The organism is Cyclobacterium sp. L-R (genome assembly GCF_056859355.1).
In genome coordinates this window covers 45,455-59,445 of sequence record NZ_JBSXOH010000092.1, presented here as the reverse complement: position 1 = coordinate 59,445, position 13,991 = coordinate 45,455, and the positions used below count along the sequence as shown (strand labels likewise).

The 13,991-nt window shown below is 38.7% G+C and carries 12 protein-coding genes; 6 read left to right on the top strand and 6 right to left on the bottom strand.

Features of this window, described 5'->3' with window-relative positions; genetic code table 11:
• Window positions 1–313: 313 nt before the first annotated feature.
• Window positions 314–565 (bottom strand): DUF4834 family protein, encoded by a 252-nt coding sequence (locus AC13EX_RS19695; protein WP_048642409.1) that lies wholly within the window; start codon window positions 563–565, stop codon window positions 314–316.
• A 195-nt stretch (window positions 566–760) separates the two neighbouring features.
• Complete coding sequence (gene carB, locus AC13EX_RS19690; protein ID WP_482894001.1) at window positions 761–3,580, bottom strand: carbamoyl-phosphate synthase large subunit; 2,820 nt, start codon at window positions 3,578–3,580, stop codon at window positions 761–763.
• Between the two features lie 550 nt (window positions 3,581–4,130).
• Here carB and AC13EX_RS19685 point away from each other — a divergent pair.
• The gene (locus tag AC13EX_RS19685) at window positions 4,131–4,730 is read left to right on the top strand and encodes a DUF4202 domain-containing protein (protein ID WP_482894000.1); all 600 of its coding nucleotides are present in this window, start codon (window positions 4,131–4,133) and stop codon (window positions 4,728–4,730) included.
• A gap of 3 nt (window positions 4,731–4,733) precedes the next feature.
• On the opposite strand, the gene AC13EX_RS19680 is transcribed toward AC13EX_RS19685, so the two are convergent.
• The 4 genes from AC13EX_RS19680 to AC13EX_RS19665 all read right to left on the bottom strand — a co-directional run bounded on the left by AC13EX_RS19680 (window position 4,734) and on the right by AC13EX_RS19665 (window position 8,361).
• Window positions 4,734–5,681 (bottom strand): sugar phosphate isomerase/epimerase family protein, encoded by a 948-nt coding sequence (locus AC13EX_RS19680; RefSeq protein ID WP_482893999.1) that lies wholly within the window; start codon window positions 5,679–5,681, stop codon window positions 4,734–4,736.
• Between the two features lie 78 nt (window positions 5,682–5,759).
• Window positions 5,760–6,419: a YiiX/YebB-like N1pC/P60 family cysteine hydrolase gene (locus AC13EX_RS19675; RefSeq protein ID WP_482893998.1), complete on the bottom strand. Its 660-nt coding sequence runs from the start codon at window positions 6,417–6,419 to the stop codon at window positions 5,760–5,762.
• A gap of 2 nt (window positions 6,420–6,421) precedes the next feature.
• Window positions 6,422–6,709 carry a hypothetical protein gene (locus tag AC13EX_RS19670; RefSeq protein WP_339717318.1) on the bottom strand — a complete coding sequence of 96 codons (288 nt, stop codon included), beginning with the start codon at window positions 6,707–6,709 and terminating at the stop codon, window positions 6,422–6,424.
• Complete coding sequence (locus AC13EX_RS19665; RefSeq protein ID WP_339717320.1) at window positions 6,706–8,361, bottom strand: DNA polymerase/3'-5' exonuclease PolX; 1,656 nt, start codon at window positions 8,359–8,361, stop codon at window positions 6,706–6,708. The genes AC13EX_RS19670 and AC13EX_RS19665 overlap by 4 nt, the downstream gene beginning before the upstream one ends.
• Window positions 8,362–8,718: 357 nt before the next feature.
• Here AC13EX_RS19665 and AC13EX_RS19660 point away from each other — a divergent pair, with 357 nt between their 5' ends.
• The 5 genes from AC13EX_RS19660 to AC13EX_RS19640 all read left to right on the top strand — a co-directional run bounded on the left by AC13EX_RS19660 (window position 8,719) and on the right by AC13EX_RS19640 (window position 13,980).
• Window positions 8,719–10,308, top strand: coding sequence for a transcriptional regulator (locus AC13EX_RS19660; RefSeq protein WP_482893997.1), 1,590 nt, complete (start codon window positions 8,719–8,721; stop codon window positions 10,306–10,308).
• Window positions 10,309–10,358: 50 nt separating this feature from the next.
• Window positions 10,359–10,907: a bifunctional pyr operon transcriptional regulator/uracil phosphoribosyltransferase PyrR gene (pyrR, locus tag AC13EX_RS19655; protein WP_048642419.1), complete on the top strand. Its 549-nt coding sequence runs from the start codon at window positions 10,359–10,361 to the stop codon at window positions 10,905–10,907.
• A 5-nt stretch (window positions 10,908–10,912) separates the two neighbouring features.
• Window positions 10,913–11,836: an aspartate carbamoyltransferase catalytic subunit gene (locus AC13EX_RS19650; RefSeq protein WP_048642420.1), complete on the top strand. Its 924-nt coding sequence runs from the start codon at window positions 10,913–10,915 to the stop codon at window positions 11,834–11,836.
• A 106-nt stretch (window positions 11,837–11,942) separates the two neighbouring features.
• Complete coding sequence (locus AC13EX_RS19645; protein ID WP_482893996.1) at window positions 11,943–13,310, top strand: cystathionine beta-synthase; 1,368 nt, start codon at window positions 11,943–11,945, stop codon at window positions 13,308–13,310.
• A gap of 34 nt (window positions 13,311–13,344) precedes the next feature.
• A complete protein-coding gene (locus tag AC13EX_RS19640) occupies window positions 13,345–13,980 on the top strand; it encodes a DUF2189 domain-containing protein (protein ID WP_048642422.1) in 636 nt (211 codons plus the stop codon).
• The last annotated feature ends 11 nt before the right edge of the window (window positions 13,981–13,991 follow it).

The following is a 13,991-nucleotide window of genomic DNA, read 5'->3' as shown; positions in this document are numbered from 1 at the left end:
CATCACCCCTGACCATTGTCAGGGCGGAGAAATCCTATTACATAATCCGGGTTTATAGCTATTACCCGTTTAGATCTATTTGCAAATGTTAATCACTGTAATACAGCCAATTTTGATGGGGCTGTGGAAAAATAAAGTTATAGCTGTGTGCATTGAAAACACTTAAAATACAAAGGCAATGCTTTTGGCTGCTATTTGAAAGCGTTTAAAAAGAGCTGTAATAGGCTATTACAGCTTTGGATAATGATGGGGCCACTATTTCAGGATAGTGTTTAATGGTTTTAGGTTGAGACCGTATTTAGATTTTTTTCGATTAGTCCTTTACTTCTTCGTAATCGATATAATCTCCTCCAGTGATGGTGCCAGACCTTTTTTTGCTGTCTTTGGGGACAAAATCAACATTAACATTACCGTCCTTAGGTTGGTTTCTTTTTTTTGTTTCTTCCCTTTGTGCTTCCTTAACCTGGTCTGCAAATTTTTTAAGTTTACTGTTTAGAAAAAACTTAAACAAACTAGAGAAGACCCAGCCTAGTGCAATAAAGAATATAATTATTTTTAAAATCATGGTAATCAATTTTGAAAACTCACTAATTCGATTCAAGCAAAACAAAGTGCTTAATCCAATAACGGAAAATCATCACTTAGCATTCAATATTAAGCGAAAAAAAATACAAAAACCAATCCAAAGAGCAGTAAATGCACATTAAGCAAAGCTACCTAGACTGAGTTTTAGTCCGGGTAGCTTTGTCTAATAATGGTTTTATCTACTTAAGTATAGGTTTCTTTCCGCATAAATTTTCAGGAAAAAATCGTCCATTAAGTCATCGATGAAATAAATGGCTTCACCAGTTGATTTCATTTCAGGGCCTAGTTCTTTGTTTACATTCGGGAATTTATGAAAAGAGAACACAGGTTCCTTGATCGCATATCCTTTTTTCACAGGTTTGAAATCAAAGTCTGAAACTTTCTTATCCCCAAGCATTACTTTGGTAGCAAAGTTTACATAAGGTTCCTGATAAGCTTTACAAATAAATGGAACTGTACGGGAGGCTCTTGGATTTGCTTCAATTACATAAACTTTATCATTTTTGATTGCAAACTGAATGTTTATCAATCCTTTTGTCTCTAGAGCCAATGCGATTTTCTCAGTAATCGTCTCAATTTGACGAATGACGAGATCACCAAGATTGTACGGAGGTAATACAGCATAGGAATCTCCAGAATGAATACCGGCAGGTTCTATGTGTTGCATTATCCCAATGATATAAACACTTTCACCATCACAAATAGCATCTGCTTCGGCTTCTATGGCACCTTCAAGGAAGTGATCTAGGAGGATTTCGTTGTTTGGAATATCGCGAAGTACAGTTACTACATGTTCTTCAAGCTCCTTTTCGTTGATTACAATTTTCATTCCCTGTCCACCAAGAACATAAGAAGGTCTTACCAATAAAGGGAAACCAATCGTTTTGCAAAGTTCTAGCGCCTCATCCGTTCCATGAATGGTTCCGAATTCAGGGTAAGGGACGTCATTTTCTTTCAGAAGTTTAGAGAATCTACCTCTATCCTCTGCCAGATCTAGTGCTCTATAGCTGGTGCCAAGGATTGGAATATTGTATTTGTCTAGCTTCTCAGCCAATTTAAGGGCTGTTTGTCCACCTAATTGTACGATAACGCCTTCTGGCTTCTCATGCAAGATGATCTCATAGATATGTTCCCAAAAAACAGGTTCAAAGTATAATTTATCAGCAATGTCAAAATCAGTAGAAACTGTTTCAGGGTTACAGTTGATCATGATGGTTTCATAACCACATTCCTTGGCTGCAAGTACTCCATGTACACAAGAATAATCAAACTCTATTCCCTGACCAACCCTGTTTGGGCCAGACCCTAGTACTACAATTTTCTTTCTGTCAGAAACCTTTGATTCATTTTCTTCTCCGAAAGAGGAATAGAAATAAGGAGTTTGTGCTTCAAATTCAGCAGCACAGGTGTCAACGAGTTTGAAAACCCGTTTAATGTTCATTTCATCCCGTCTTTTATTAAAGACTTCACTTTCCATACAACCCAATAGGTGGGCAATTTGCCTGTCGGCATACCCTTTGTGTTTGGCTGTTTTCATCAGATCAAAGCTGATGCTTTGTAGTGTTTCCTTGGCAAGAGTATTGTCTAGGTGAACCAACTCTTCAATCTGCTTCAAAAACCATTTGTCAATTTTCGTCAGGTCTTGAATTGTTCTGAATGAAATGCCCAACTTGAAAGCATCATAGATATGGAAAAGCCTGTTCCAGCTTGGATTAGCTAAACTATATAATATTTCATCCTGATTTTTGAGCTCTTTTCCATCTGCTCCTAGGCCATTTCTCTTGATTTCCAGAGATTGACAGGCTTTTTGAAGGGCTTCCTGGAAGTTTCTTCCAATGCCCATCACTTCACCTACAGCTTTCATGGAAAGTCCTAGTTTTCTATCAGAACCTTTGAATTTGTCAAAATTCCAACGAGGAATTTTCACGATCACATAATCTATCGCAGGTTCAAAAAAGGCAGAGGTACTTCCTGTGATTGAATTTTTTAATTCATCAAGATTGTAACCCACAGCAAGCTTAGCTGCTACTTTCGCTATAGGGTATCCTGTAGCCTTTGATGCAAGGGCCGATGATCTAGATACCCTAGGGTTAATTTCAATACCTATGATGGTTTGATTATCGGGACTTACAGAAAACTGAACATTACAACCTCCTGCGAAATTCCCAATACCATTCATCATTCGAATGGCCAAATTTCTCATTCGTTGGAATACTGGGTCAGGTAATGTCATGGCTGGAGCTACAGTGATAGAATCTCCTGTGTGCACTCCCATAGGGTCAAAGTTCTCTATAGAACATATCACTACCATATTACCTATACTGTCTCTCAATACCTCTAATTCATATTCTTTCCATCCAAGAATACTTTGTTCTATAAGTACTTCATGGGTAGGTGAAGCTTGAAGTCCAGCACTTAATGCCTTTTCAAAATTATCAGGACCGTCTACAAATCCACCTCCAGTACCACCTAAAGTATAAGAAGGCCTGATAACTAATGGAAAGCCGATTTCTTGAGCAATTTCCTTGCCTTGCAAAAAGGAGGTAGCTGTACGACCTATACATACGTCAACACCTAATTCTTCCATTAAAGCTTTAAATTTCTCCCTGTTTTCGGCAGTTTCAATAGCGTCGATATCAACACCTATCATTTTGGTGCCGAATTTTTCCCAGATACCAGCATTGTCACAATCAATTGCCAGATTTAGAGCCGTTTGACCACCCATGGTGGGGAGTACACAGTCAATGTCCGGATGCTCTTGTAAAATTTTAATGATCGATTTTTTCTCAAGTGGCAAAAGGTATACATTGTCTGCAGTCACCGGATCGGTCATAATGGTTGCAGGATTGGAATTGATAAGGGTAACTTTAATTCCTTCCTCCCTCAATGATCGGGAGGCTTGAGATCCTGCATAATCAAATTCACAAGCCTGCCCGATTACAATAGGGCCGCTTCCGATTATAAGTACATGTTTGATGCTACTGTCTTTTGGCATGCTTGATGATTTTTGAAATAGTTTACTATTGGCTAAATTGGGGCAAAATTAATCAAATTTATTGAACATCCACATGAATTCTTGTTTTTACGCAATTCAATTCACAACTACAATTTTTGTTTGTACCCAATAGAAGCAATCGCCTTTATGTGGCTTTTCAATGCTTTCTCCAAATCAAGCGTTTATTTTTAATGGTTAATTATCAATTAGCTCATTAACCATTACCCCATTAACAATTATTGAATTAACAATTAACCATTAATAATTATCCCATTAACAATTAACCATTATGTCCCCCTTATGAAAGCGATAAAACCTGAAATCGGGTGTCTTTTACCGCTGCTAGCTATTTGATGAGGATGATATTTCAACTATTTTTGGGATAAATCCGAACAATACAATAGTCTATTTGAATACATGGCAAAACCGATTCAAAATAAATCGTTATTTGGAGATTTTCTTGAGGGTTTCCCTGCTTATTACGATTCCTGTGGTATAGACCGGGTTTAAACTTTATAAAGTAAACAGCTTATTGGTAAAAGAAAGCGTTATGAGAAATGTTAAAACCGGTGACTATGGTGCAGCAGTAGCAAAAATTGATGCCGCCAACGCGGAAGATCCGAACCTGGAAGAAGTAAAAGGGGATAAAGTGCCCAAAGAGCTGTTGTATGGGAAGCGGATGGCCGACATGATGGAAGAAACTTACCCGGAAGCAAATGAAGTATTAAAGCTAGCTGCGAGAAGTCAGCATATTCGGCGTTGGGAAATTCCAAGGGATTCCTATCCTATGGACCGAAAAGGCTATTTGCTATGGAGAACCAACCTCAAGGGGTTTCATGCCAATCTTGCCAGGGAAATCTTGGAAAGCAGCGGTTATGACGCTTCCTATTTACAAAAAATTGATGATTTAATTAATAAACGCAGATTGAAATCAGACCCTGAGACGCAGGCGCTGGAGGATGTGGTATGTCTGGTGTTTTTAAAATACTATTTTGATGACTTCATTGCGAAGCACGAAAATGAGGAAGAAAAACTCATTGACATCTTACAGAAAACCTGGAAAAAGATGTCTCCAAAAGGCCATGAAAAAGCCTTGTCTTTAAACCACTCAGAACGAGCATTGGCTTTGATCAACAAGGCCTTGGCCTAGGCTTTATTTGTATTTTGCTGTTTTATAAACTTTTACATCTTTAGCGATGGCAGAAAGTATGGCCTCTTTACTCATGGTTGGGTGCTTGTGGCCATGCTCTGCTCCTCCTAAGTCGTACTCACAATGTAGGATTTTAGGAAGACTGCCCATAAATCCCGGATGCTCTTGTAAAAGTTCGAATTTCACATTTCCTTCTCCATAGGGAACATTAATAGGCCTGTCACCTTTGTCATCAACCTTCCCCCAGACATAATCCTTTAAATCAAAACTTCTTATTTGATCACTGATCATGTGGAAAACATTTTCATAAGATTGATAGCCCTCTACAGAGGCATGACGCAAATCAAACTGCACCCCAATATGATCAGGGTTGATGTCTTTCAATAAATGGTAAATTTCCCAAACAGAACCTCCAATACGCCTTCCGGCATGGTTTTGATAATGGCCAGTTACCCCATGTTTCTCGTGCAATTCCGCCAATTGTTTCATGGAAGCATTGAGAGATTTTAATTCCTTAATGATATTTTTGGTGGTAAATGGAAGGTAGCCCATGCGGTAATCGGTGATTCCTTCGCCGGAAATGGTCCTGAGGAATTCATCCATTTCGGCCATCTGATTGAGGTTCATTTCAGTGGTCAGTACCGGCCGTTTTAAGCCTAAAGTTTCACTCTTATTGACTATTATGGGCAGTTTTTGCTTTATTTCATCCGTATTAAAAAAACCATTTTTCCTTACAGGTAAATCAATTCCGTCAAAGCCTAAAGATTTGACCGTTTCAGGCACCTGCTCCAAAGGAAGCCATTGAAGGGCTTTTGTGAATAGGTAAAAAGGTGATGGAGCTGCTGCTTTCTTTGAGTCCGGCAATAGATTTTTTAAAAAGCCTAGTTGAGGAGTTAATATACCTGTTCCTGCTACAGCCATTATTTTCTTTACGGAAGATCTTCTGTTCATTTGGGGCTTATTTGAATGTGCGATTATTTAGACAAGGTACTATTTTGCCCTCATTGTATCAATAATTTTTTCTTTAACTTATGGCTTTTCAAAATTATAGATTATATCCAGTAAAGGAGAAAGGCTCATGCCTCCAGGGTTTAGCCCCGGCTTTCCTTCTGGAATCTCTAAGCCTAACCTTTCATAATATTTTTCCCAGACAGGAAAAGTCTTACCAATATCTGGATCTTTAAATGTCATCGGAGGAGTGTCGAAAATAGGCAAGCCACCATTGGCGTTCATAAAAGAGAAATGGATAAGCTCTGAACAATAATAGGCGTCATTTTCTAAATTAAAGGCTTGGTCGTAAGGTTTTCCTTTTAGGGTTTTTCCAAAGGCAATGGCATCTGGAATCAGGTCTTGGTAAGACGGCTTAAGCCTTCCGACGTGCACCTTTGGGTTTCCTTCTTCAGTTGTATAGCGATTTAAGAAATCTTCCAGGGCTGTGATTTGTACACCTTGATTCACCGCTTCCAATACCCTCCAATTACCATTTTCCTCTATTAGAATCCCATTGTGTGAAAAGGAATGGCCATTGTATCCGGAAGTAACTTTTTTAATGGCATCACAAAAATCTCCACAATCTCCATTTTGGAATAAGATGTCACCTGCCTGCCACTTGTTCCATTGGGGTTTTGACTCACAGCCTAAGAATAGCAAACCAAAAACAAGTAAAATTACTGTAGTTGAATTTTTCATGGTTAGGCCAGCATAAAAAAGAGTAGGGATACAGCTAGGATTAAAGTCATTTTTTTTGCTTTATCCTTTTGTGGGTCACTTATTTTCTTCCTACGTAGAACCAATACAGCCAGACTTAATCCCAGTAACTGTAAGCCTATACCTACCCCGGTGAACAAGCCCATATAAGGCATGTCGGGATTAAACAGTGCTTTAATAACCAATGGGACCAATGCAAAAATGATACCTATCATGCCTGACTGAAAAGATTGCTTTAGCAGATCCTCAGGTCCTTTTTGCTTTGTATTCATTGCTTTTTCTTTTTTCTATTTTCAAAATAAGTAGCTAATTCATCACCGCTTTTGGTATTGAGGGTCATGGCTTTTGTCAGGCCGCCTTTGCGTCCGGCAATTACGCCGAATTTCATGTGAGCGACACCAGCTTTTTCGTGGGCATCAGGATTTATGGACAGGATGACACCTTGATCCATTGCGTACCTTACCCATCTCCAATCAAGGTCCAATCTCCATGGGTTGGCATTGATTTCTATAACCACATCATGAACTGCACAAGCATCAATTACAGCACGGTGATCGATGGGATAACCTTCTCTTCTTAGAAGAAGGCGTCCAGTAGGATGCCCTAAAATTGTCGTATATGGGTTTTCAATGGCTTTGAGCAAGCGTGCAGTTGCTTTGTTGATGTCCATGCTTAATCCAGAATGAACAGATGCAACTACATAATCAAAAGTGGCCAGAACTTCATCAGAATAATCTAGGCTACCATCAGTGAGGATGTCACTTTCTATACCTTTAAAAACACGAAATGGCTTTAAAGATTCATTGAGTTCATCTATTTCCTTATGCTGCTGGTGGATACGGTCCTCATCCAAGCCATTAGCATAAAAAGCAGATCGGCTATGATCGGCTATCCCGAAATACTCAAAACCTTCCGATTTGCAAAATTCTGACATTTCTTTTAGGCTATGTTTGCCGTCACTGTAAGTGGAATGGTTGTGCAAGGGTCCCTTAAGATCTTCCAATGTCAATAATTCATCCAAGGAATGAGTTTTTACCCAGTCCAATTCGCCTGTACCTTCTCTTAGAGGTGCTGGTATAAATGGTAAACCGGCCTCTTTATAGGCTTCCTCTTCAGTTTTAAAAGCACCTTTATAAAACAATTCTCCAAGAGGCAGGCCATTTTCTGTGGGGTAAAGAAGATGAACCTTTGAAGATGATTTGAGTAATTTTTGTTTAATGAAATCTTTTTTAGCAGCCAGGGTTATTAGAACCTTGATGTCAGGGTTTTCCATTCTGCCTTCCCATCGGTAAGGACTTAAGTTTTCCGTGTACTGAATCAACCCGTCAACCTTGTTAATTGCTTCAAGAGAATAACTAGGTTTGTCTGAGCCTATTAAAAAAGTAATGCAATCAATAATCTCAGCCTCCATCTCAAAATCACCTACTACTGCTACAGTATCTTGGCACAAGGCTTCGCGCAATCGATCAAGTAATTCTTTTGCTGGTTGTTCAATATCTGCATATAGCCATTTCCCCTGATTTGAGGCTTTGTATTCAAGCGCTTGTATGATACTGTCTTGGGTCTTTTGTCCAAAGCCTTTTATTTTTGCCACTTGGCCTGATTGGCAGGCTTCCATTAATTCATGGGTGGAAGTAATGTTTAATTCCTTCCAAAGTGTTTTGATCTTTTTGGGGCCAAGTCCTTTTATTTCTAATATTTCCAAAATCCCATTTGGAGTTTCTTCCAAAAGTTTATCCAAAAGCTCATGGCTACCTGCCTCTTGAATAGCGAGGATGGCCTCTGCAATCCCTTTACCAATAGAGGGGAATTTCTGTAGTTCGTCCAAGTTAAGGTTGGCAAGAGGCTTTCCTTCTCGTTCTATACTATTGATGGCAGATTGATATCCCCTGATTTTAAATGCATTCTCTTCATGCAATTCCATCAATTGCAAGGTTAATTTGAGGGTCTTGACAATTTGTTTGTTATCCAAGGTGTTTTGAGATCTGTTGAGTACCCGACAAATGTCCTAAATAATTGTTTCAAAATAAAATCATATGTCTTATCTTATGGTGTAAATCAATCCTATTGATAAATTGACTTACTTTAATTCCAGTCGGTTTATTTGTGTTCTATTTCTTCCAATAGCGATTGGTACACAAGTGCCGGATAGAAGAATATACCAACTAATGATAACTGGCATAAACAATTCCCATTGAAAATGGGAACAGCACTTATTGAATCTGAACAATTAAATGTTAGGTAAAGTTGGTATTGTATACTACAGCAAAACCCTTAAGGAATGTTAAAACAAATCCTATTATTTACAATTGGCTACCTGATATCGGTGGGAGGGGCTCTTGCACAAGTTCAGTTCACGCAAAGGTTTGAGGTGGAGACCCATTGGTCAGATGAAGATTTTTTTGTATTGCCTAGAGAAGGAGGTTTGGTAGGCTTTAGAATGAAGCCTGAAACGCCTTTTGCTAGAAAGGATGTTTTTCAATATTTCACTACTGATTATCAGTTGAAAGGGGATGGGCCTCTGGAAAAGAAATTGGAAGATTTGTATTCCTTGGTAGGGTTTGACTTGGATCGTGATTTGTTGTATGTGTTATTTGATAAAGGATCTCAGTACAACGAGGAGAAAGCGATATTTGAAATAAACCTTGAGAATAGAAAACTGGCAGAGATCGAGCTTTCCAGTATTCTTGAAATGGAGCTTCAGGATTTTCTGGTGTTTAATCGGAAGGCGGTTTTTATGGGGAAATACGATTACCGTCCCGTAATTCAGATATTTGATATTGTCTCCAAAGAAGTGATTACTGTACCTGGACTTTTTGAAAAGGATGCGAGGATTTTACAAATGAGAAAAGATCCTGAGTTGAATATCTTTGATGTGGTGATGAGTAGAAGGGATTCCTACAAAAATAAAATTGTTTCAATTTTGACCTATGACACCAATGGCAACAAGCTAAGGGAGGTTAAGATTGAGGATTTAGGAAATCCCTCCATGGAGATTGTTGAAGGTCTTTTGACTTCCTCTACCAATTACAAGCAAGCTTTGATTGGGCCCTATGGATTGAAGAAAAAAGAAGCCTATCAAGGTTTGTACTTTACTAAAATTAATGAATTCGGAGAATATACAAACAGGTTCTACAATGTGTCTGATTTTGGAAATTTTTACAATTATCTACCGGAGAAAGCACGTGATAATAGGTGGAAACGAATAAAGAAAAGGCTTGATAAAGGCAAAAACACCCCAATTAGAAATGTGCTAGTCACCCGTGAGATTCAGGCCTTAGATGGTTATTACCTTGTATACAATGACCATTTTATTTCCTCCTCTTCCAAGTATGTACCCAGAGATGGGATGTATGCAAGCAACTTTTATAGATTGAATCCAATGATGGGGGGCTATGGGGGAATGTATAACCCTTTGTGGTTAGATCCTCGCTTTCGAAGTTCACAAACTTTGGACGAGTACAAGTTCCTTGCTGCTCAATTTATTTTATTGGATGAAGAGGGCGATATTGTATGGGACAATTCACTTAGTTTAGAAAATGCAAACCGGGCTGAGCCCATGAAGTTTGGAGAGGTGGTTTTTGATGGAAACAGCTTGTTTTACATGTACCTTGATGAGAAGGAGTTGATGTTGAGTCAAATCAATAAAGGTGAAGTGGTAATGGAAAACGAGCCCTTCCCAATAGAGCTTATAAATGAAAATGAAAGAATTTCTGAAACCAGGGAAAGTAGCCTACAGCTCATTTGGTGGTATGACAATTATTACCTACTTAGTGGTAAACAAAGGATAAGGTATCAGGGTGAAGATGGAAGGGGAAAAAGTCGAGAGGTGAATTTTTTCACCAAAATAAAAGTGGATGATTTTATATAGAGCCATTAAGCCCCAATAAATAATTTATATATTTGCCTCAAATTTTAATCATGCAAAAAAGACTTGTTCTTGACCAGACCCAGATATCGCTAACCATCAGCAGGTTTTGTCATCAATTGATAGAAAACCATGATGATTTTGATAATACGGTCCTTTTAGGGCTTCAACCAAGAGGTGCTTTGGTGCTGGATAAAATCATTCAGCGCATGAAGGAAATCCAAAATATTTCTTTGGAATATGGATATCTTGATGCCACCTTTCATAGAGATGACTTCCGGAGAAGAGATCTTCCCTTAAGGGCAAATGAAACTAAAATTGATTTTTTAATTGAAAATAAAAAGGTGGTTTTGGTAGATGATGTTCTTTACAAAGGTAGATCTGTCCGAGCAGCTATGGATGCGATGATAGCCTTTGGGAGACCCCAAAAGGTGGAATTAATGGTGTTGATCGATAGAAAATTCACCAGAGATTTCCCTATCCAACCCGATTACTGCGGCAGGCAGGTCAATACACTGGAAAGCCAATATGTAAGTGTAGAGTGGCAATCTAGAGGATTTGAAAAGGACGCCATTTGGATCACTGAAAAAGAAAGTAATTAATACCAATGGAGCAGCTTAGTACCAGACATTTATTGGGAATTAAAGACCTGAGTCCGGCAGATATTCAATTGATTTTTGATACAGCAGATAATTTCAAAGACATTTTGAATAGGCCAATCAAAAAGGTGCCTTCCCTAAGAGACATAACAATCGCCAATGTTTTCTTTGAAAATTCTACCAGGACAAAACTGTCCTTTGAGTTAGCAGAAAAAAGACTTTCCGCAGATGTTGTGAATTTCGCATCAGCCAGTAGCTCCGTAAAAAAAGGGGAAACACTGATAGACACTGTAAATAATATATTGGCCATGAAGGTTGATATGGTCGTGATGAGGCACTCCAGTCCAGGAGCGCCTCATTTTTTGTCCAAGCACATCAAAGCCAATATCGTCAATGCAGGAGATGGAACCCATGAACACCCTACACAGGCTTTACTTGATGCTTTTTCCATCCGTGAAAAACTTGGTGATGTAGCTGGGAAAAAAGTGGCAATTATAGGTGACATCTTACACTCCAGGGTTGCGCTATCCAATATTTTCTGTCTACAGAAATTGGGGGCAGAGGTGATGGTCTGCGGTCCTATCACATTACTGCCCAAATACATTGCCGATTTAGGGGTGAAAGTGGAGCATGATGTGTTTAAAGCATTGCAATGGTGCGATGTGGCCAATGTGTTAAGGATACAGCTAGAACGTCAACAAATAAAATATTTCCCTTCTTTAAGAGAGTATTCTTTATACTATGGGATCAACAAGCAGCTTCTAAACCGTTTAGATAAAGAAATAGTAGTGATGCATCCGGGACCAATCAATAGAGGGGTAGAACTAAACTCTGATGTGGCAGATTCTGAACATGCCATCATACTACAACAAGTAGAAAATGGTGTGGCCATCAGAATGGCGGTATTGTATTTGCTTGCAGGAGTACGTTAGTGCAATTCATTCAAATGTTGATTTTAGCATTCCATTGAGAAGTTTGCTTTAGGGCTATTTTACACTCAAATGTCCTTTTGTATTATATTTCATTAAAAATTAATCCATGATATACAATTCAATTATTGAAACGATAGGAAATACCCCTTTAGTCAGGTTGAATAAACTAAATAAAGGTATAGAAGGAGAAGTATTAGTGAAAGTAGAATACTTCAATCCAGGCAATTCCATGAAGGATAGAATGGCTGTGAAAATGTTGGAGGATGCCGAAAATGAAGGGCTTATAAAACCTGGAGGAACCATTATTGAAGGAACAAGTGGGAATACCGGGATGGGACTTGCCCTTGCGGCAATTGCCAAAGGATACAAGTGCATCTTTACCATGGCTGACAAACAGTCAAAGGAAAAGATTGATATTTTAAGAGCAGTAGGAGCAGAAGTTATCGTTTGTCCTACCAATGTGTCTCCAGAGGACCCAAGGTCTTATTATGCGGTGGCAAAGAAATTAAATGAGGACATACCCAATTCCTTCTATCCCAACCAGTACGACAACCAGTCCAATTGGAAAGCTCACTATGAAACTACCGGCCCTGAAGTGTGGAGGGATACTGAAGGAAAGATAACACATTTTGCTGCAGGAGTAGGTACGGGAGGTTCTATGTCCGGCACGGCCAAATACTTAAAAGAGCAATCAGAGAAAGTGGTTTCAGTAGGTATAGATACCTATGGATCAGTTTTTAAAAAATACAAAGAGACTGGAGAGTTTGACGAAAATGAGGTTTATCCTTACCTGACTGAAGGAATAGGAGAAGATATCTTGCCAAAAAATGTAAACTTTTCTGTTATTGATCATTTTATAAAGGTCACGGACAAGGATGCTGCCGTGATGACACGCCGACTTGCCAGAGAAGAAGGTTTGTTCGTGGGTTGGTCTTGCGGTTCAGCTGTTCATGGGGCACTTGAATATGCTAAAGAGAACCTTAAGAAAGGTGATGTAATGGTGATTTTGCTACCTGATCACGGTACCCGTTATTTAGGTAAAGTTTACAATGATGATTGGATGAGAAATCATGGGTTTTTGGAAGACAAAGCCTTTGGAACTGCTAGAGATATTGTGAATTTAAGAACGGAAGGATATCAATTGGTGGTTGTAAATAAGAATGATAAAATCAAGGATGCGATTTCAATTATGAATGACAAGAGTGTTTCTCAGATTCCTGTAATGGAGGAGGGGCAAGTGATAGGCAGTCTTACAGACAATAAGCTTTTGTTGAAAATAATTGAAAATCCAGCACTAAAAGACGCAAAAGTAGAAGAGGTGATGGAAGATTCTATGAAATTTGTAGCCCTAGATAGTACATTGGATGTTCTCTCATCTATGGTAGAAAGAGAAAAGGCGGTTTTGGTAAGGGACGAAAAGCACCGCGTTCATATCATTACCAAACATGATATTTTGGCTGCTATCACCAAGTAATAATAAATAAGGCATACAGCATAGATAAATCAATATGGACAAAAAACATTTAGATCGGATCGTTGAAGGAAATTTTGATTTTGACATTGTAGAAGCGCTAAAAGAAGGATGGGAAACCTATCGCAAGGTGACTATATATTCCATCTCTTTTACCCTTTTAATTCTTTCGCTCCAGTTCTTGTTTATGTACTATGCGGAAGATTATATCTTTGTATTCTCATTTTTTCTGGCAGGGCCACTTTTTGCAGGCTTCTATTTAGTGGCAAATAAAGTCAGCCTAAATGAAACAGTTATTTACCCCGATTTTTTCAAGGGGTTCAGGTATTACCTACCAGTAGTTTTGGTTTGGATAGTGGGGCAAGTTATTACCGTATTGGGGGTTTTTGCTCTGATCTTACCAGGGATTTACCTGATGGTAGCCTATATGTTTGGTGTTTTGATTACTTTGTTTTCTGGGTTGGATTTCTGGCAATCGTTGGAATACAGTAGAAAAATCATTCATAAAAAGTGGGGCAAATTTTTCGTATTCGGATTGGCCTTAGCTCTGATGAATTTAATTGGGGCATTGGCTTTTGGTGTAGGCTTAGTGATCACTATTCCTGTTACTTATTATGCTATTTACCATGTTTTTGAAGGATTGAGTCAAGGTCTGCCTATTGAAGAGGAGTGATGCATTTGAGG